Source organism: Streptomyces chlorus, assembly GCF_042655885.1.
Lineage (GTDB): Bacteria > Actinomycetota > Actinomycetes > Streptomycetales > Streptomycetaceae > Streptomyces > Streptomyces chlorus.
On record NZ_JBHSOA010000003.1, the window covers coordinates 303,663 to 322,305 of the forward strand.

The following is an 18,643-nucleotide window of genomic DNA, read 5'->3' on the forward strand; positions in this document are numbered from 1 at the left end:
ACGATCACGCCGGCCCGGCACGATCCCACCGGACGGGCCCCGGCCCACGTGGGGCCCGGTCGCCCGCGTCGTATCCTCCCACGGACGCCGAGCACGGCGTGCCGGGCCGGGACACGTCCACGGGTGGCTGGAGCGCCAACTCCCCCTCTCCTCCGGAAGAGTCGGGGCTCTCGAATGCCCTGCCTCCAGGCACGGATCACTCGGACATCGACGCCGCCCCCTGTCGGGAGACCCGGGCGATGCCGGCGCGGCGGGCCGGTCGGCCACGTTCCCGGCAACTGGGCCGGTTCGGGACCGCGGTCGTCTCCGACCCGCGGACGTCCGCCGCGTGTTGCTCCCGGGACCCGTCGCCGCGCGCCTTGATCGCGGACCTGCACGGGCCCCGAGGGCCGGCGGGGACGGGAGCGGGGAAGGAAGCCGAACAGCGCGAGGCCGCGCCCCGGTCGAGAAGGGGGCGCGGCCTGAAGGCGGTGGAGTCCGGCGTGGGCGAGGACCACCGGCAGGTGGTGGTGTCCCGAGCGGAGCTCAGGCGGGTATGAGTTCGAGGACGGAGACCCGGGAGGCGGAGGGCTTGGTGGAGGCCAGTGTCAGTCCGGCTTGTTCGAAGAGGTTCTGGAACTCGTCGGGGCTGCGTTCGCGTCCGGTCGACAGGGCCATCATGTTGAGGTCCATCAGCGGTTCCAGACCGGGTGTGCCCACCGTGTCGACGAGGAGTTCCATCACCAGCACGCGCCCACCGGGCTGGAGGGCTGCCCGGCAGTTGCGCAGGATGCGCACGCAGGAATCGTCGTCCCAGTCGTGCAGGACGAACTTCAGCAGGTGCACGTCCGCGGACGGCACCGGCTCGAAGAAGTCGCCGCCGACGAAGGCGAACCGGTCCGTGACACCCAGAGCCGCCGCCGAGGCGTCCGCCTCGGCGCCCACGTGCGGAAGGTCGAGGACCATCCCGGTCAGTCGGGGATGTCGCTGCATGAGCGTCTGGACGAGGTTTCCGCCGGCGCCGCCGACGTCCACGACGACTTCGGTGCCCTTGAGGTCGATCACGTCCGCGAGCTGGTGGGCCAGGCCGCGGGTCATGGCCGTCATGGCGTTGGTGAAGATCTCGGCTTCCTTCGGGGCGGCGGCGAGCCAGTCGAAGATGGGTGCGCCGAGAGCGGATTCCGCCTGGGTGGTGCCGGTGCGGATCGCGTCCGCCAGCCGCCCCCACGGCAACCAGTGCGACTCGGCCCCGCCCCACAGGGCCAGGTCCCGCAGGGAACCCGGTGCGTCGGTGCGCAGGGTGTCCAGCAGGGGCGTACCGGTGAACCGCTTCCCGTCGGTGGAGGTGGCCAGGCCGAGGGAGGCGCACGCCCGCAGGAACCGGAAGGCCGCATCCGGGTCCAGTGACTCCGCCTCGGCCACCTCCGCGGGGGTGGCACCGCCTGCGTGCAGGTGATCGGCGATACGCAACTCGGCCGCGGTGCGCACCACCTGGGTGACCCAGTACCCGGTCATCATCTGGAGCATCCGCCCCGTGTCACCCACCGGCCGCTCGGTGGAACCCGCCGCGACGAAATCATGCTCGAACAAAGTCATGATGATGATCATGGTGCACCGGAGACGTTCCGGCGTCGTCCGTCATGAGGAACAGCGACTAGGCCGCAGGACATAGAGCAGGTGCCGGCCGCCGGCCGGACCGTGCCTCAGTCCTCGCCCTCCAGGTCGCCCTCCGTCTCCAGGTACACCTTCCGCAGCGCGTCGAGGACCGCCGGGTCGGGCTTCTCCCACATGCCGCGCGACTCGGCCTCCAGCAGCCGCTCCGCGATGCCGTGCAGGGCCCAGGGGTTGGCCTGCTGCAGGAACTCACGGTTGGTCGGGTCCAGGACGTAGGCCTCGGTGAGCTTGTCGTACATCCAGTCGGCGATGACCCCCGTGGTGGCGTCGTAACCGAACAAGTAGTCCACGGTGGCGGCGAGTTCGAAGGCGCCCTTGTAACCGTGGCGGCGCATCGCCTCGATCCACTTCGGGTTGACCACCCGGGCGCGGAAGACGCGCGAGGTCTCCTCCACCAGGGTGCGGGTGCGGACCGTCTCGGGGCGGGTGGAGTCGCCGATGTACGCCTCGGGCGCGGTGCCGCGCAGAGCGCGGACGGTGGCGACCATGCCGCCGTGGTACTGGAAGTAGTCGTCCGAGTCGGCGATGTCGTGCTCGCGGGTGTCGGTGTTCTTGGCGGCCACCGCGATCCGCTTGTACGCCGTCTCCATCTCGTCGCGGGCCGGGCGGCCGTCCAGTTCGCGGCCGTAGGCGTAGCCGCCCCAGACGGTGTAGACCTCGGCGAGGTCGGCGTCGGTGCGCCAGTCGCGGGAGTCGATGAGCTGGAGCAGGCCGGCGCCGTAGGTGCCGGGGCGGGAGCCGAAGATGCGGGTGGTGGCCCGGCGTTCGTCGCCGTGTTCGGCGAGGTCGGCCTGGACGTGGGCGCGGACGTGGTTGGCCTCGGCGGGCTCGTCCAGCGAGGCCGCCAGGCGGACGGCGTCGTCGAGGAGGCCGACGGTGTGCGGGAAGGCGTCGCGGAAGAAGCCGGAGATGCGCAGGGTGACGTCGATGCGGGGGCGGCCCAGCTCGTCGTACGGGATGGCCTCCAGCCCCGTGACACGGCGTGAGGCGTCGTCCCAGACGGGGCGGACGCCCAGCAGGGCGAGGGCCTCGGCGATGTCGTCCCCAGCGGTGCGCATGGCGCTGGTGCCCCAGAGGGAGAGCCCGACCGAGGTGGGCCAGTCGCCGTTGTCCGTGCGGTAGCGCTCCAGGAGGCTGTCCGCGAGGGCCTGACCGGTCTCCCACGCGAGGCGGGAGGGGACGGCCTTGGGATCGACCGAGTAGAAGTTGCGGCCGGTCGGCAGGACATTGACCAGACCGCGCAGCGGGGAGCCGGACGGGCCCGCGGGGACGAAGCCGCCGTTCAGGGCGTGGACGGTGTGGTCGAGTTCGGCGGTGGTGGCCGACAGCCGCGGGACGACCTCGCGGGCGGCGAACTCCAGGACGGCGGCGACCTGCTCACCGTGCTCGGCGGGCACGGCGGCCGGGTCCCAGTCGGCGTCCTCCATCGCCTGGACCAGGGCGCGGGCCTTCTCCTCCGCCTCGTCGGCCGTCGTGCGGGTGGCGGCGGACTCGTCGAGACCGAGGGCCTCGCGCAGGCCGGGCAGGGCGGTGACGCCGCCCCAGATCTGGCGGGCGCGCAGGATCGCCAGGACGAGGTTGACCCGGTCGGCGCCGGCGGGCGGGACGCCCAGGACATGGAGGCCGTCGCGGATCTGGGCGTCCTTGACCTCGCAGAGCCAGCCGTCGACGTGCAGGAGGAAGTCGTCGAAGCCGTCGTCGTCGGGGCGGTCGTCGAGGCCGAGGTCGTGGTCGAGGCGGGCGGCCTGGATGAGGGTCCAGATCTGGGCGCGGATCGCCGGGAGCTTCGCCGGGTCCATGGAGGAGATCTGGGCGTATTCGTCGAGGAGTTGTTCCAGGCGGGCGATGTCGCCGTAGGAGTCGGCGCGGGCCATCGGGGGGACGAGGTGGTCGACGAGGGTGGCGTGGACCCGGCGCTTGGCCTGGGTGCCCTCGCCCGGGTCGTTGACCAGGAAGGGGTAGATCAGGGGGAGGTCGCCGAGGGCGGCGTCGGGGCCGCAGGCGGCGGACAGGCCGGCGTTCTTGCCCGGCAGCCACTCCAGGTTGCCGTGCTTGCCCAGGTGGATCATGGCGTCCGCGCCGAACCCGCCGTCCTCGGCCCGCGCGGCGAGCCAGCGGTAGGCGGCGAGGTAGTGGTGGGAGGGCGGCAGGTCGGGGTCGTGGTAGATGGCGATGGGGTTCTCGCCGAAGCCGCGCGGAGGCTGGATGAGGATCAGCAGGTTGCCGCGGCGCAGGGCCGCGAGGACGATGTCGCCCTCCGGGTTGCGGCTGCGGTCGAGGAACATCTCGCCCGGCGCCGGGCCCCAGTGCTCCTCGACGGCGGTGCGCAGTTCTTCGGGGAGGGTGGCGTACCAGCGCTTGTAGTCGGCGGCCGGGATGCGCACCGGGTTGCGGGCGAGCTGTTCCTCGGTGAGCCAGTCCTGGTCGTGGCCGCCCGCCTCGATCAGCGCGCGGATCAGTTCGTCGCCGTCTCCGGAGGCCAGTCCGGGGACGTCGGTGTCGCCGAAGTCGTATCCCTCGTCCCGCAGTCGGCGCAGGAGGGCCACCGCGCTGGCGGGGGTGTCGAGGCCGACCGCGTTGCCGATGCGGGAGTGCTTGGTCGGATAGGCGGACAGGACGAGGGCCAGGCGCTTGTCGGCGGCCGGGATGTGCCGCAGGCGGGCGTGGCGCACGGCGATGCCGGCCACGCGGGCGGCGCGTTCGGGGTGGGCGACGTAGGCCGGGAGGCCGTCGGCGTCGATCTCCTTGAAGGAGAACGGCACGGTGATCAGGCGGCCGTCGAACTCGGGCACGGCGATCTGGCTCGCGGCGTCCAGCGGGGAGACGCCCTCGTCGCTCTCCTCCCAGGCGGTGCGGGAGCCGGTCAGACACAGGGCCTGGAGGATCGGCACGTCCAGGGTGGTGAGCGCGCCCGCGTCCCAGGACTCGTCGTCGCCGCCGGCGGACGCCTCGGCGGGCTTGGTGCCGCCGGCCGCGAGGACGGTCGTGACGATGACGTCCGCCGCGCGCAGCTCCTCGATCAGTTCGGATTCGGGGGCGCGCAGGGAGGCCACGTACAGCGGCAGGGGCCGCCCGCCCGCGTTCTCCACGGCGTCGCACAGGACGTGGACGAAGGCGGTGTTGCCGCTCATGTGATGGGCGCGGTAATAGAGCACGGCGACGGTCGGGCCGTCGGTGTCCTCGCGGGGTGTGCGCTCCAGCGGGCCCCAGGTGGGCGCGGGTGCGGGCGCCTCGAAGCCGTGGCCGGTGAGCAGAACCGTGTCGGACAGGAAGCGGGCGAGCTGCTCGAGGTTGACGGGTCCGCCATGGGCGAGATAGGCGTGCGCCTCGGCGGCGATGCCGACGGGGACCGTGGAGGCGGCCATCAGCTGGGCGTCGGGGGCCTGTTCACCGGTGAGAACGACGACCGGGCGGCCGTCGGCGAGCAGCAGGCCGAGGCCGTCCTCCCAGGCGCGCAGTCCGCCGAGGAGGCGTACGACGACCAGGCCGACGCCGTCGAGGAGCGCGGGCAGGTCGTCGAGCGGGAGGCGGGAGGGGTTGGCGAAGCGGTAGGGCACCGGGCCGTCGGCCGCGCGGGCGCTGAGCAGGTCCGTGTCGGACGTCGACAGGAGCAGGATGCGGGGGTGCGTCGAGCGCTCCCCGGACGAATGCGGCATGCGTCGGCCGGCCTTCCTCGGGATCCGCGCCCCGGGCAGTGGTGGACGGCGGGAGTTCCTGACTCGTCCGGCCTCGTGGTGGCCGGACTCACAGTGGCGGGACCGCGCCGGATTCGCACCGGGCTTCCTCCCTGTCGCCGTCGTGGCGATGGCGGATCCGATGATCCGCCGAGAGACATAGTAAGGGTCGGGGCAAGAGGGCAGGGCTTGGAGGCGGTGTGACGATCGGTATGCTCGCCGCCATGTCCACGGCTCCCCTCCCTCCGTCGTCCCAGGCCACAGTGGTCTCCCGGGACCGTGGTGACGCCTGTCCGGGGTCGTTGCGGCTGCACACGGCCGACGACGGGGCGCTGGCCCGGGTCCGGGTGCCCGGCGGGGTGCTCACCGTGCCGCAGGCCGAGGCGCTCGCGGACGCGGCCGACCGACTGGGCGACGGCGAACTGCATCTGACCTCGCGCGGCAATGTGCAGGTGCGTGGACTGCGCGACGACTGCGGTACCCGGCTCGCCGGGCTGCTGGACGCGGCCGGGCTGCTCCCGTCACACGGGCACGAACGGGCCCGCAACATCGTCGCCTCGCCGCTGTCCGGTCTCGACGGACGGGGTGTCCGGGAGGTGCGGCCGTGGCTGTCGGCCCTGGACGCGTCGCTGTGCGCGAGCGAGGCGGCACGGGCGCTGTCCGGGCGGTTCCTGTTCGCGCTCGACGACGGGCGCGGCGATGTCGCCGGACTCGGCGCCGATGTGACCGTGCGTGCGGTCGGCGACGGCGGCGCCCTGCTCGTCATCGGCTCGGCGGACGAGGCCCTGCGGGTGTCCGGGGAGGAGGCGCCCCGGGCCGCGCTGCTCGCCGCCGAGGCGTTCCTCGACATGCTGCGGGAGACCGGGGCGCGGGTCTGGCGGGTCGACGAACTGAACCTCTCTCCCGGCGAGTTGACGCATGCGGTCCGGTCCCGCCTGACCGCCGCCGGCATCGGCTGCGTTCCGGCGCCGAACGACCGCGCCACGAACGACCGCACCCCGCTGGAGGGTCCGCCGCCGGGGGTGATCGGGGCGGCCCTGTCCGTCCATGTACCCCTGGGCCGTCTCACGTCCCGTCAATGGCGGACCGTGACCCGGGTGGCCGCCGAAGTCCGGTCGGGCGAAATGCGCCTGACACCGTGGCGCGGCATCGTCGTCCCCGCCCACGGGAGGAGCGGGGCGACAGCGGCCGACGCATTGGCCCGTCTCGCCGGCACCGGCCTGGTCACCGACGCCTCCTCCCCCTGGCTGCGCGTCGGTGCCTGCATCGGCCGGCCGGGGTGCGGAAAGTCGCGTTCCGACGTGCGGGCGGACGCGACCGCCGCCCTCGCCGACGCGGGCCGCTCCCCCCTGCCGTTGTACTGGTCCGGCTGCGAGCGGCGCTGCGGCCACCCCCGGGGCGACCGGATCGACGTGGTCGCCGCCCCAGAGGGCGGCTACCGGATCGGCATGGCCGCCCAGGGGCGGCCGGCGCGTACCGCCGCCCTGGACGATCCCTCCCACCTCGCCGCCGCCCTGGCGGCCCTCACCTCATGAGCCGTACGACGACCGAGAGCAGCGAGAAGAGCACCGTGACCCCCTACGACTACGAGAAGGACGGGGCGGCCATCTACCGCCGGTCCTTCGCCACCATCCGCGCGGAGGCGGACCTCGCGGCCCTGCCCGCCGACGTCAGCCAGGTCGCGGTCCGGATGATCCACGCCTGCGGGATGGTCGACCTCGTCCGCGACATAGGTCACACACCCGGTGTGGTGGCCCGCGCACGCGAGGCCCTGCGCGACGGGGCCCCGATCCTCTGCGACGTGCAGATGGTGGCCAGCGGTGTGACCCGCAAGCGGCTGCCCGCCGGCAACGACGTGCTGTGCACCCTCTCCGACCCGGCCGTGCCGGATCTGGCGGCGAAGCTCGGCACCACGCGCAGCGCCGCCGCGCTGGAGCTGTGGCGCGACCGTCTGGAGGGCGCCGTGGTCGCCGTCGGCAACGCGCCCACCGCGCTCTTCCGCCTCCTGGAGATGATCGAGGAGGGGGCGCCGAGGCCGGCCGCCGTCATCGGCGTGCCCGTCGGTTTCATCGGCGCGGCCGAGTCCAAGGACGCCCTGGCCGCCCACCCCTCGGGCCTGGAACACCTGGTCGTCCGAGGCCGTCGCGGAGGCAGCGCCATCGCCGCCGCCGCTCTCAACGCGATCGCGAGCGAGGAAGAATGAGCGGCAAGCTGTACGGGGTCGGGCTCGGTCCCGGCGACCCGTCCCTGATGACCGTAAGGGCCGTCGAGGCCATCGCCGAGGCGGACGTGATCGCTTATCACAGTGCCCGTCACGGCCGGTCCATCGCCCGTTCCATCGCGGCGAAGCACATACGGGCCGACCACGTCGAGGAACCGCTGGTCTACCCCGTCACCACCGAGACCACCGACCACCCCGGCGGCTACCAGGGCGCCATCGACGACTTCTACGCGGAGGCGTCGGCCCGGCTCGCCGCCCACCTGGACGCGGGCCGGACGGTCGCCGTCCTCGCCGAGGGCGACCCGCTCTTCTACGGCTCCTACATGCACATGCACAAGCGGCTCGCGGACCGCTACGACACCGAGGTGATCCCCGGTGTCACGTCGGTCTCCGCCGCCGCGGCCCGCCTGGGCACCCCGCTCGCCGAGGGCGAGGAGGTGCTGACCATCCTGCCGGGCACCCTGCCCGAGGAGGAGCTGACCGCCCGGCTCGCCGCGACGGACGCGGCCGTGGTGATGAAGCTGGGGCGCACCTTCCCCAAGGTGCGCCGGGCGATGGAGCGTGCGGGGCGGCTGGAGGCGGCCCGGTACGTCGAGCGGGCCACCATGGCCGGGGAACGCCTTGCCGAACTCGCCGACGTGGAGGCCGGGTCCGTGCCGTACTTCGCGGTGGCCGTGCTGCCGAGCCAGGTCGACGCCGGGCCTGCCGCCCGGGAGCCGGGCTCCGTCGGTGAGGTCGTCGTGGTCGGCACCGGGCCGGCCGGGCCGCTGTGGCTGACGCCCGAGTCGCGCGGCGCCCTCGCCGCCGCCGACGACCTGGTCGGCTACACCACCTACCTGGACCGTGTGCCCGCACGGACCGGTCAGCGTCGCCACGGCTCGGACAACCGGGTCGAGGCCGAGCGCGCCGAGTTCGCGCTGCAACTCGCTCTGCAGGGGCGGAGGGTGGCCGTCGTGTCCGGCGGCGACCCGGGTGTCTTCGCCATGGCCACGGCCGTGCTGGAGGCCGCCTCGGCCCAGGAGTACACGGATGTGCCGGTGCGAGTACTGCCGGGCGTGACCGCCGCCAACGCGGCCGCCGCCCGCGCGGGCGCCCCGCTCGGCCACGACTACGCCGCCGTCTCCCTGTCCGACCGCCTCAAGCCGTGGGAGGTCATCGCCGGGCGGCTGCGTGCCGCCGCCGGTGCCGACCTGGTGCTGGCCCTGTACAACCCCGGGTCGCGCAGCCGGACCTGGCAGGTCGGCAAGGCCCGCGAACTGCTGCTGGAGCACCGGGCGCCGGACACGCCCGTCGTCGTGGCGCGGGACGTGGGCGGCGCCGGCGAGCGGGTGCGGATCGTCCGGCTGGCGGACCTGGACCCGGCCGAGGTCGACATGCGCACGATCCTGCTGGTCGGCTCCTCGCAGAGCCGGGTCGTGCGGCGGGGGGACGGCGAGGAGGTCGTCTGGACGCCCCGCCGCTATCCGGAGGCGTGAGGGCCGCGGCGGTTCAGCCGGCGTCCGGGTGCGCACACCTCGCGTACGCCTCCCGGACCCACTGGACCGCCTGCCCGGGCTCGGCCACGGCGCTCACTTCCCCGGGCACCGGCGGTCTGCGCACCACGACCACGGGCACACCCGCCTCACGAGCGGCCGTCAGCTTCGGTGCGGTGGCCGCTCCCCCGCTGTCCTTGGTGACCACGACGTCAATCCGGTGCCGGCGCAGCAGCTCACGTTCCCCGTCGAGGGTGAACGGGCCGCGGTCGAGCAGCACCTCCATGCGGGGCGGACGCGGCGCCCCGGGCGCGTCCACGGACCGTACGAGGAACCACAGGTCGTCCAGGCCGGCGAAGGCGGCCAGGCCCATCCGGCCGGTGGTGAGGAAGACCCGCCGGCCGAGTGCGGACAGCAGCCCGGCGGCCTCGGTCAGGGAACCGGCCTCGTGCCAGACGTCCCCTTCGACCGGCAGCCAGCCGGGGCGCCGCAGCGCGAGCAGGGGAACATGGGTGGTGGCGGCGGCCCGTGCCGCGTTGAAGCTGATCGTGCCGGCGAAAGGGTGGGTCGCGTCGATGAGCAGGTCCACCCCGTGCCCGCGCAGCCATGCGGCGAGCCCGTCGGCCCCTCCGAAGCCGCCGACGCGCACCTCGCCGGGCGGTGTCCGGGGTGCGGCCACCCGTCCCGCCAGGGAGTTCGTCACGCGCAGCCACGGCAGGGCTTCGGCCGCCAGCAGTTCGGCGAGGCGGCGGGCCTCGGTGGTGCCGCCGAGGATCAGCACATGCACGGCAGTTCCGTTCCCTTCATCCGGTTCCCTTCCCCCGAGCGAGACATGAGCAGCGACGCATGAGCAGCGAGGCCGAGGGCGGTCGCAGCGCCCAACTCAAGCACACCGGTCTGCGGCCCGGCTGGACCACCGGCGCCTGCGCGACCGCGGCCACGACCGCCGCGTACACCGCACTGCTCACCGGCGACTTTCCCGACCCGGTGACGATCACGCTGCCGAAGGGGCAGACACCGTCGTTCGCGCTGGCCACCGAGGAGTTGACGGACTCGTACGCCATGGCGGGGATCGTCAAGGACGCCGGCGACGACCCGGACGTCACGCACGGGGCGCTGGTCCGGGCGACGCTGCGGCGGCTTCCCGCCGGGGCCGGGGTCGTGTTCCGGGCGGGGCCCGGCGTGGGCACGGTCACCCGCCCCGGCCTGCCGCTGCCCGTCGGCGAACCGGCCGTCAACCCCGTCCCCCGGCAGATGATGCGCGACCACGTCGCACGCGTCGCCGGACGGTACGGCGGCAGCGGCGACATCGAGATCACCGTCTCCGTCGACGACGGCGAGGAGATCGCCCGCTCCACCTGGAACCCGCGGCTCGGTATCCTCGGCGGACTGTCCGTCCTCGGCACCACCGGCATCGTGGTCCCCTACTCGTGTTCGGCGTGGATCGACTCGATCCGCCGGGGTGTGGACGTGGCGCGGGCGGCGGGGCGCACGCACGTCGCCGGGTGCACCGGCTCCACCTCGGAGAAGACCGTCGTCGCCGAGTACGGCCTGCCCGAGGACGCTCTGCTGGACATGGGCGACTTCGCGGGCGCCGTGCTGAAATACGTCCGACGCCACCCGGTGGACCGTCTCACCGTCTGCGGAGGCTTCGCCAAACTCTCCAAGCTTGCCGCCGGCCACCTCGACCTGCACTCCGCCCGCTCCCAGGTCGACAAGGGGTTCCTCGCCCAACTGGCCCGGCGCGGCGGTGCGGACGAGGCCCTCGCCGCCGAGGTGGCGGACGCCAACACCGGCCTCGCCGCACTCCAGCTCTGCCAGGCGGCCGGGGTGCCGCTGGGCGACCTGGTCGCGACGGTGGCCCGCGACGAGGCGCTGGCCGTGCTGCGCGGGGCGCCGGTCGCGGTCGACGTGATCTGCGTCGACCGGGCGGGGACGGTGGTGGGCCGCAGCTCCGTGGCCTGAGGGAGGGCGGGTCCGGGGGCGGTTGCCGTCCGGGTCCCGGAGTTCGGGTTCCCGGCCCCACGGCATCTCCTCGGCCGGGGCCTCGCACTCGGTTGCGACGGCTTCGAAGGCCGGCGACCCTCGGTTACACCAGGATGTCCGGCCGTGCGTCGCCCTCGTGCTCCGACAGGCAGAGCCGGGCGTGCCCGCGGGTGACCTCCGTGCACACGGGAGGTCCCGGATCGAACCGCTTCTCCCCCTGCCGGACGAAGCCCGGCCGCGCGTACCACCGCACCGCCATCGTGGCATCGCACACCCGCCGGACCGGGACGTCCTGCTCCCTCGGGACGTCCTGCTCAGCAGGTATGCCTCTCCCGCTCGGGCGAGTACAGGTGGCTGTCGCGGAACTGCTCCGCTCCCAGCGTCCGCCCGACCATGATCACAGCCGTCCTCAGCACTCCCGCGTCCTTGATCTTCCCGGCGATGTCGTCGAGCGTGCCGCGGATGATCAGCTCCTCGGGGCGGGAGGCGTACGCGACGACGGCGGCGGGGCAGTCGGCGCCGTAGTGCGGCAGCAGTTCGTCGACCACGCGGTCCGCGTACTTCGCCGCCAGGTGCAGCACGATCAGCGCGCCGCTGCGGCCGAGGGTGGCCAGGTCCTCGCCGTCCGGCATGGCGGTCGCCCGGTTGGCGACCCTGGTGAGGATGACCGTCTGCCCGACCGTCGGCACGGTCAGCTCCCGCTTCAGTGAGGCCGCCGCCGCGGCGAAGGCGGGCACGCCCGGGACGACCTCGTAGGGCACCCCTGCCGCGTCCAGCCGCCGCATCTGCTCGGCGACCGCGCTGAACACGGACGGGTCCCCGGAGTGCAGCCGGGCCACGTCGTGGCCCTCCTGGTGCGCCCGGAGCAGCTCGGCCGTGATCTCGTCCAGATTGAGCTGCGCGGTGTCCACCAGCCGTGCGTCGGGCGGGCATTCGGCCAGCAGCTCGCGCGGCACCAGGCTGCCCGCGTACAGACAGACCCCGCAGGCGGCGAGCGTCCGGGCGCCGCGCACGGTGATCAGGTCGGCGGCGCCGGGTCCGGCACCGATGAAGTACACGGTCATGCGTCTGCTCCTGCTGTTCCTGGTACGGCTTCTGACGAGTCGGATGTCTTCTGTACCGCCCACTGGGTCACCGGCATCGCCTGCCGCCACCCGGTGAAGCCGCCCACGGGCACGGCGTGCGCCACGGCCAGCCGCACCAGCTCGCCTCCGTGACGCCGTCGGGCGTCGGCCAGCAGCGCCTCGGACTCCAGCGTGACGGTGTTGGCCACCAGCCGCCCGCCCGCGGGGAGCGCTTCCCAGCACGCGTCCAGCAGTCCGGGTGCGGTGAGCCCGCCGCCGACGAAGACGGCGTCCGGCTGCGGGAGTCCGGCGAGGGCCGCGGGCGCCGCGCCGGTCACCACCCGCAGCCCCGGCACGCCGAGCCGTTCCGCGTTGCGGATGATCCGCTCGGCACGGACGGGGTCGCGTTCGACGGTGACTGCCCGGCAGGCGGAGTGCGTACGCATCCACTCGACGGCGATCGAGCCGGAGCCGCCGCCGACGTCCCACAGCAGTTCGCCGGGGGCGGGGGCCAGGGCGCCGAGTGTGGCGGCACGGACATGACGCTTGGTCAGCTGTCCGTCGTGCTCGTACGCCTCGTCCGGGAGCCCGGGTACGGCGCCGAGGCGCAGGGCACCGGGGGCACGGCGGCATTCGACGGCGACGACGTTGAGGGGGTCGGGGTCGTCCCCCGTGTGCGGCGGTGGCCAGTCGTCGGCGGAGGTCTCCCCGGATGTCCGTTCCCTGTCGCCGCCGAGCTGTTCCAGCACCCGCATCCGGCTCGGCCCGAAGCCGCGGTCCCGCAGCAGGGCGGCGACCTCGCCGGGGGTGGCGGCGTCCGCGCTGAGCACCAGCAGCCGCCGGCGGTCGTGCAGGGCTGCGGCCAGGCGTGCGGTGGGCCGGCCCACGAGCGTGACGACCTCGGTGTCCTCCAGGGGCCAGCCGAGACGGGCGCAGGCGTAGGAGACGGACGAGGGGTGCGGCAGGACATGCACGGAGCCGGCGCCGAGCACCTCGGCGAGGGTGCGTCCGATGCCGTAGAACAGGGGGTCCCCGCTGGCCAGGACGGCGATCCGGCGGCCGGCGTGGGCCGCGAGCAGGCCGGGGACCGCGGGCCGCAGGGGTGAGGGCCAGGGCACCCGGTCCCCGCCGCATCCCGGTGGCAGAAGGTCCAGCTGGCGGGGACCGCCGATCACCACGTCCGCACCGAGCAGGGCCTGCCGCGAGGTGCCGGGGATTCCCTCCCAGCCGTCGGCGCCGATACCGACGACGGTCACTGCGGCGGTCGGTGCGGGTCGGGCGGCGGTCGGTGCGGGTCGGGCGGCGGTCACTGCTCGGTACCTCGGGGGTCGGGAGAACATCAGAGACGCACTCTACGGGGCGACGGCCCGCGCAGAGTCGCTCGGGTGCACCTCACCGGCGACCCTCCTGCTCACTGCCTGCAATAACGTAACGAGTGCGGGACGAACGGGTGATGAGGTCCACAAGGGACATGACGACGTGGAAGGCTGTGCCGAAGGCGTTGCAGTCTCTCGGCGCCCCCGCCGTTTCCCCGGTTCAACGCGCCCTTCCTGGCAATGCCGGCTGTAGCGGCGAGAGTTCAGGAGCAGGCGGCAGAGCACTGTCGTAACCCTTCACCCGGTCGGCGGCTGGTGCGGCGGCTGAAAGGCGGTCTGCCGCACCAGGACTCGGCTTCCGATGACGCCCTCAGGGGCCGCCGGACATGGAGAGTCTCACGGCCGTCCTGGGCACTGAACCACCGAGCACGGGGTCACCTGCTCCTTGGCGCCATTCGTGACCAGCGAAACCCACCCCCCATACCGTTAGCATGTTCGAACTCGCGACGATCCCCCTGATCGCCTGCCCTTCACCGGCAAACCATGCCAAACAGCTCGATAAGTGACCTATTTGTCCAATGTCTAGTAAATGGGCCAAACAATTGAAAACTACTCCACCACGAACATCCTCGCGGACAGACCGCAGCTTTGTGTTCGCCGCGTGGCTTCAGCCACGCGCGATGCTGTGGGCCACGGCGGGTGTGGCAGCCCTCGGTTTCCTCGTCGCGCTGGAACTCTCCGCGCGCCACTACGGCCTACCGGGGCCGATCACCAATCAGGCACGAGAGGTGATATTCGCCCCCCATTCGGGTCCGCTGCTGTACGCCGGTCTGGCGTTGACGATGGTGGTGCTCACCTGGCGGCAACGGCTCATCGCGGCCGGTGCCGCGATCGGCATCGACGTCCTCTTCTGGCTGGTGCGGTGGGCGGTCGACGCCGAAATGAACTTCGGCAACGGCGCGTTGTGGGTGGTTCTGGGTTGTGCGGTCATCGCTGTCACGCGCCGTACCGGCCGGGAACGTGCGTTGCTGCTGAAGGGCGTCGGGCTGGGCCTGCTGCTGGTGGCCGGCCACAAGACGGGCGACACCTGGCTGCTCATCACGTCGAAGACCCGACCGGCAGTGCTCGACCAGTACGTGGCAGCCGCCGATCACGCGCTGGGCGACCCCTCGTGGCTGGTCGGCCGGATCGTCAACGCCACCGAACCGATCAGCGGCCATGTCCTCGGCCTGATCTACGGTCAGCTCCCGCTGGCAGCGGCACTCGTCGGGCTCTACCAGTTGCGTCACGTGGCGGTCGAGCGTCGTTTCCCGGGCCATCACCTGGTGCGCACCTTCCTGGCCATCGGCCTGCTCGGGCCGGCCATCTACATGATCTTCCCGGTCGTCGGTCCGGTCTACGCCTACGGCGCCGACGGCGGACCCTGGGCTGCGGCCAACCTGTGGCCGGACACGCTGCCGCCGATCAACACCCCGCACCCGATGCCGTTCGACGAGATCACCCCGCGCAACTGCATGCCCAGCCTGCACACGGCGTGGGCCGTCACGCTCTTCATCCATTCCCGCAAGGGCTCGCGGACGATGCGATACGCGGGTACGTTCTGGTTGGTCGGCACCCTCGGCGCGACGCTGGGCTTCGGCTACCACTACGGCGTGGACCTCGTCGCCGGCGTGGTGTTCGCGCTCACGATCGAGGCGGCGATGCGCTCGCTCGCACGTGGCTGGGACCGGCCGGGCATCCAGCTGGTCGCCTACGGCACGACGGTTTTCACCGTGCTCCTGGTGTCGTACCGCTATCTGCCGAGGGAGATGGCCGCACATCCGTGGGTGTTCGGCCTCCTTCTCATCCTGGCGATGACGTCAGTGGTCCACGGCTATGTGCGGACCACCAGGCTGTGGGATGCGAAGGCCACTCCGGCGCGGCAACCGGAGCCGCACCCCGCAGGACCGCAACCCGAACTGGTCTGAGCCTGAATCCACCGACGAAAACCGGACCCGAGCAGCCTTAGTCCAGGTCAGCGGCCCGATTGAGCCGTTCCGCGCCTTCACCTCTCAGGTGAAGATCGACTACCCCCCGAAGGACTGGTTGACCTGGGAGGACACAGTCTGCCCTCCATGATCATCGGTGGATCCAGGCTGAGTCATGTCGCATCGGGCTGGGGGCTGAACGCTTCCCGGGCGGAGGCGGAGGCGGGGCCGGGACGCTGAACGCGCGCCGGCGCCGCCCCTCCCCTTGAAGAGGCTGCAGGAGCGGGCGGCGCACCGGCCAAAGACGCAGCCGTCTCCAGCGCCGCAGCCACGAGCATCGCCGGCCACACGCGCGTCACCACGGCCTCCGGCTTCGACGACGCCTTCCTCGTGGCTACCGGTGTGGCCGCAGTCTCCGCCGCCGTCGCCGTGTGGCTGATCCCGCCCAGGAGCGATGAAGTGATCCCGCTGCCGCCGCACCGTAGAAGGGACCGGGCGTACTGCGGGTGGAGGGGCCGCCCGCGAATCGCATGATCATGATCATGCTCCGTTCCGTCGGCAGGTCCTTCCCGCCTCACCCCTTGGACAGCGCTCGGGACCCGGAGGACAGGAAATGGCAGCGAGTTGGTGCGGTCCCTCCGCGTCCCGCCGGGCAGCGGCTCCCGGTAGCTCGGGCGGACATGGTCTGCCGGCGTCACGCGTCGGACTCCTCGCCGGAAAGGCCGGCCAGTAGCGCGGCGAGCTGATCGGTGCCGGCGGCCGTGTCCAGCTCGGTCCGGTCGGGGGTTTCGACGGCAGCCACCAGGTCCGCGAGGTCAACGGGGTGATGCCGAACCGGGCCTGCGCCCAGACGGCGAATGCCTCGTCGGTGTCCTCGGGGAGCGGACGAACCTGCTCCGCCCGTGGCGGTCCGACAGCGGCGGTGCGGGCCTTGATGCGGTCCAGGGGCGGGAGAGCCGGGTTCAAAGCTCAATCCTCGGAATTGACTGTTGACACCCCATTAACGTCCTGGCAATGATGATACTCCGTAGTATGAAAAGGGAGCGGGATGAACTTCGAAGGTCAGGTCGCGGTGGTGACCGGTGCCGGTGGTGGGCTGGGGCGGGCGCACGCCGTGGCCCTTGCCGAGCGCGGCGTCAAGGTGGTTGTCAACGACATGGGGTCGCCGAGCGGAGTGTCCACCGGCCGGAGCGCGGCGGCACAGGTTGCCGCGGAGATTCGGGCCGCCGGTGGTGAGGCGTTCGCCTACCTCTGTGATGTCACGGACGCGGAAGCCGTCGAGAAGATGATCGGCGAGACCCTCGCCCAGTGGGGCCGCGTCGACATCCTCATCAACAATGCCGGGATCCTGCGCGACAAGTCCTTCGCGAAGATCCAGCTGGATCACGTCCGCCAGGTCGTCGACGTGCACCTGATGGGCTCGATCCACTGCACCAAGGCGGTGTGGCCGCACATGGTGGAACAGGGCTACGGCAGAGTGCTGATGACCACGTCCGCATCCGGCATCTACGGCAACTTCGGCCAGTCCAACTACGGTGCGGCGAAGTCCGGCCTGGTCGGTCTGATGAATGTCCTCGCGATCGAGGGCGAGGGAAAGGGCATTCGTGTCAACGCGCTCGCCCCGACCGCGGCCACGCAGATGACCGAGGGCTTGATCGACGAGCGGATCCTCGGCCTGCTCACCCCCGAATCGATTGCGCCGGGGGCCTTGTTCCTCGTCAGTGAACAGGCCCCCACCAAGACCATTCTCGCCGCCGGCGCCGGTGTCTTCGCCATAGCGCAGATGAAGGAGTCCGCAGGGGTTTACCTCTCCGAGGGCGACCGCTCACCCGAAACCATCGCCGAGCGGTGGGCCGATATCAGTGACATGAGCGATCCCGTGGTCACCGCGTCCGCGTTCGACCAGACGAAGCGGTATGCCGCCATGGCCGGCACCGAGATGGGGGCCGTACCGTGAGAGAGGCCGTCATCGTGTCCACGGCCCGGACGCCGATCGGCAAGGCATTCCGTGGCTCGTTCAACAACACGTCGGGCCAGCAACTGGCCGCCCACGCGATCACCGGCGCACTGCGGCGAGCGGGACTCGACGGACAAGAGGTCGAGGACGTCGTGTTCGGCTGCGCGATGCAGGAGGGCTCGACGGGGATGAACGTCGCTCGCCAGGGGGCGCTGCGGGCGGGTCTGCCGGTGACGGTGCCCGGAATGACCGTCGACCGGCAGTGCGCGTCGGGTCTGATGGCGATCGCGACCGCGGCGAAGCAGGTTGTCGCCGACGGGATGAGTATCGTGCTCGGCGGCGGAGTCGAATCCATCTCCCTCGTCCAGAACGAGCACAGGAACGCCCACCGGGCCCTCGACCCGTGGCTGGCGCGGGAGAAGCCCTCGCTCTACATGAGCATGCTGGAGACGGCGGAGATCGTGGCAGAGCGTTACGGCATCAGCCGCGACGAGCAGGACGAGTTCGCCCTGCTGTCCCAGCGGCGGACGGCCGCCGCGCACCAAGCGGGACTCTTCGACGAGGAGATCGTCGCCTTGTCCGGCCGACGAACGACTCCCCAGGAACCGGACGCCCCGGCGGCCGTCCGGGAGTTCACCCTGCGCAAGGACGAGGGAAGCCGTGCCTCGACCACACGTGAGGCGCTGTCCCGTCTCCGGCCGGTGCTGCCCGACGGGAAGGTGTCCGCGACCTCCACCGTCACCGCCGGCAACGCGTCCCAGCTCTCCGACGGCGCCTCCGCCGCCGTCGTGATGGAGGCCCGCGAAGCCGCGAAGCGCGGACTCACCCCGCTCGGCGCCTACCGGGGGATCGCCGTCGCCGGCTGCGAGCCGGACGAAATGGGGGTCGGCCCCGTGCACGCGGTCCCCCAACTGCTCGCCGAACACCGTCTCTCCGTGGACGACATCGACCTGTGGGAGCTCAACGAGGCCTTCGCGTCGCAGGCCGTCCACTGCCGTGACCGCCTGGGCATCGATCCGGCCAAGCTCAATGTCAACGGCGGCGCCATCGCGGTCGGCCACCCTTACGGCATGACCGGGGCCCGCCTCGTCGGCCACGCCCTGCTCGAGGGGCGCCGGCGCGGTGCCCGGTTCGCCGTCATCACCATGTGCGTCGGCGGAGGCATGGGCGCTGCCGGTCTCTTCGAGATCTTCTGACGACCACCGCCTGCCGACGCGGCCGGCGCGCGGACTCCCTCCTTCGAACAGCGCAGATCCAGAGCGGCGCGGCTGCCGCTGCCGTACCGAGGCGACACGCCGCCACCACTCCGGGTGCGTTCTACGCACGACACCAG

At 72.3% G+C, this 18,643-nt stretch carries 13 protein-coding genes and 1 riboswitch; of the genes, 7 read left to right on the top strand and 6 right to left on the bottom strand.

What is annotated here, in order from left to right; all coding sequences use genetic code 11:
• Positions 1–525: 525 nt before the first annotated feature.
• A complete protein-coding gene (locus ACFPZI_RS01790; RefSeq protein WP_381357146.1) occupies positions 526–1,575 on the bottom strand; it encodes a methyltransferase in 1,050 nt (349 codons plus the stop codon).
• A gap of 107 nt (positions 1,576–1,682) precedes the next feature.
• Positions 1,683–5,309 (bottom strand): cobaltochelatase subunit CobN, encoded by a 3,627-nt coding sequence (gene cobN / locus ACFPZI_RS01795; RefSeq protein WP_381357148.1) that lies wholly within the window; start codon positions 5,307–5,309, stop codon positions 1,683–1,685.
• A gap of 33 nt (positions 5,310–5,342) precedes the next feature.
• Positions 5,343–5,494, bottom strand: a riboswitch (cobalamin riboswitch).
• Between the two features lie 45 nt (positions 5,495–5,539).
• On the opposite strand from cobN, the gene cobG reads away from it, so the two are divergent.
• From cobG to ACFPZI_RS01810, 3 genes are read left to right on the top strand one after another with little or no spacing between them, the layout of a single operon-like run.
• The gene (cobG, locus tag ACFPZI_RS01800; RefSeq protein WP_381357379.1) at positions 5,540–6,862 is read left to right on the top strand and encodes a precorrin-3B synthase; all 1,323 of its coding nucleotides are present in this window, start codon (positions 5,540–5,542) and stop codon (positions 6,860–6,862) included.
• Positions 6,859–7,530 carry a precorrin-8X methylmutase gene (locus tag ACFPZI_RS01805; protein ID WP_381357151.1) on the top strand — a complete coding sequence of 224 codons (672 nt, stop codon included), beginning with the start codon at positions 6,859–6,861 and terminating at the stop codon, positions 7,528–7,530. Before cobG ends, ACFPZI_RS01805 begins: the two co-directional genes overlap by 4 nt.
• Positions 7,527–9,023 carry a precorrin-2 C(20)-methyltransferase gene (locus tag ACFPZI_RS01810; protein ID WP_381357154.1) on the top strand — a complete coding sequence of 499 codons (1,497 nt, stop codon included), beginning with the start codon at positions 7,527–7,529 and terminating at the stop codon, positions 9,021–9,023. Before ACFPZI_RS01805 ends, ACFPZI_RS01810 begins: the two co-directional genes overlap by 4 nt.
• Positions 9,024–9,036: 13 nt before the next feature.
• On the opposite strand, the gene ACFPZI_RS01815 is transcribed toward ACFPZI_RS01810, so the two are convergent.
• Entirely contained in the window at positions 9,037–9,807 is a 771-nt protein-coding gene (locus ACFPZI_RS01815; protein ID WP_381357157.1) for a cobalt-precorrin-6A reductase, read from the bottom strand.
• A gap of 59 nt (positions 9,808–9,866) precedes the next feature.
• On the opposite strand from ACFPZI_RS01815, the gene ACFPZI_RS01820 reads away from it, so the two are divergent.
• Entirely contained in the window at positions 9,867–10,985 is a 1,119-nt protein-coding gene (locus ACFPZI_RS01820; RefSeq protein ID WP_381357160.1) for a cobalt-precorrin-5B (C(1))-methyltransferase, read from the top strand.
• Positions 10,986–11,109: 124 nt separating this feature from the next.
• Here ACFPZI_RS01820 and ACFPZI_RS01825 read toward each other — a convergent pair whose 3' ends face one another.
• Genes ACFPZI_RS01825 through cbiE form a run of 3 tightly spaced genes read right to left on the bottom strand, consistent with a single transcriptional unit; the run spans position 11,110 to position 13,410 of the window.
• Positions 11,110–11,265: a hypothetical protein gene (locus ACFPZI_RS01825; RefSeq protein ID WP_381357163.1), complete on the bottom strand. Its 156-nt coding sequence runs from the start codon at positions 11,263–11,265 to the stop codon at positions 11,110–11,112.
• Between the two features lie 55 nt (positions 11,266–11,320).
• Positions 11,321–12,070 (bottom strand): precorrin-4 C(11)-methyltransferase, encoded by a 750-nt coding sequence (gene cobM / locus ACFPZI_RS01830; RefSeq protein WP_381357166.1) that lies wholly within the window; start codon positions 12,068–12,070, stop codon positions 11,321–11,323.
• A complete protein-coding gene (cbiE, locus tag ACFPZI_RS01835) occupies positions 12,067–13,410 on the bottom strand; it encodes a precorrin-6y C5,15-methyltransferase (decarboxylating) subunit CbiE (RefSeq protein WP_381357169.1) in 1,344 nt (447 codons plus the stop codon). The genes cobM and cbiE overlap by 4 nt, the downstream gene beginning before the upstream one ends.
• A 656-nt stretch (positions 13,411–14,066) precedes the next feature.
• Between cbiE and ACFPZI_RS01840 the strand changes: the two genes are divergently transcribed.
• From ACFPZI_RS01840 to ACFPZI_RS01850, 3 genes are all read left to right on the top strand, one after another.
• Positions 14,067–15,353, top strand: coding sequence for a phosphatase PAP2 family protein (locus tag ACFPZI_RS01840; RefSeq protein ID WP_381357172.1), 1,287 nt, complete (start codon positions 14,067–14,069; stop codon positions 15,351–15,353).
• A gap of 1,048 nt (positions 15,354–16,401) precedes the next feature.
• Positions 16,402–17,310: an SDR family NAD(P)-dependent oxidoreductase gene (locus tag ACFPZI_RS01845; protein ID WP_381357175.1), complete on the top strand. Its 909-nt coding sequence runs from the start codon at positions 16,402–16,404 to the stop codon at positions 17,308–17,310.
• Positions 17,307–18,506, top strand: coding sequence for an acetyl-CoA C-acyltransferase (locus ACFPZI_RS01850; protein WP_381357178.1), 1,200 nt, complete (start codon positions 17,307–17,309; stop codon positions 18,504–18,506). The genes ACFPZI_RS01845 and ACFPZI_RS01850 overlap by 4 nt, the downstream gene beginning before the upstream one ends.
• The last annotated feature ends 137 nt before the right edge of the window (positions 18,507–18,643 follow it).

Excerpts from the sequence above, each read along its gene's own strand:
- ACFPZI_RS01790 (WP_381357146.1), bottom strand. The coding sequence starts at position 1,575 with ATGACTTTGTTCGAGCATGATTTCGTCGCGGCGGGTTCCACCGAGCGG.
- cobN (WP_381357148.1), bottom strand. The coding sequence starts at position 5,309 with ATGCCGCATTCGTCCGGGGAGCGCTCGACGCACCCCCGCATCCTGCTC.
- cobG (WP_381357379.1), top strand. The coding sequence starts at position 5,540 with ATGCTCGCCGCCATGTCCACGGCTCCCCTCCCTCCGTCGTCCCAGGCC.
- ACFPZI_RS01805 (WP_381357151.1), top strand. The coding sequence starts at position 6,859 with ATGAGCCGTACGACGACCGAGAGCAGCGAGAAGAGCACCGTGACCCCC.
- ACFPZI_RS01810 (WP_381357154.1), top strand. The coding sequence starts at position 7,527 with ATGAGCGGCAAGCTGTACGGGGTCGGGCTCGGTCCCGGCGACCCGTCC.
- ACFPZI_RS01820 (WP_381357160.1), top strand. The coding sequence starts at position 9,867 with ATGAGCAGCGAGGCCGAGGGCGGTCGCAGCGCCCAACTCAAGCACACC.
- ACFPZI_RS01825 (WP_381357163.1), bottom strand. The coding sequence starts at position 11,265 with ATGGCGGTGCGGTGGTACGCGCGGCCGGGCTTCGTCCGGCAGGGGGAG.
- cobM (WP_381357166.1), bottom strand. The coding sequence starts at position 12,070 with ATGACCGTGTACTTCATCGGTGCCGGACCCGGCGCCGCCGACCTGATC.
- cbiE (WP_381357169.1), bottom strand. The coding sequence starts at position 13,410 with ATGTTCTCCCGACCCCCGAGGTACCGAGCAGTGACCGCCGCCCGACCC.
- ACFPZI_RS01840 (WP_381357172.1), top strand. The coding sequence starts at position 14,067 with ATGCTGTGGGCCACGGCGGGTGTGGCAGCCCTCGGTTTCCTCGTCGCG.
- ACFPZI_RS01845 (WP_381357175.1), top strand. The coding sequence starts at position 16,402 with ATGAACTTCGAAGGTCAGGTCGCGGTGGTGACCGGTGCCGGTGGTGGG.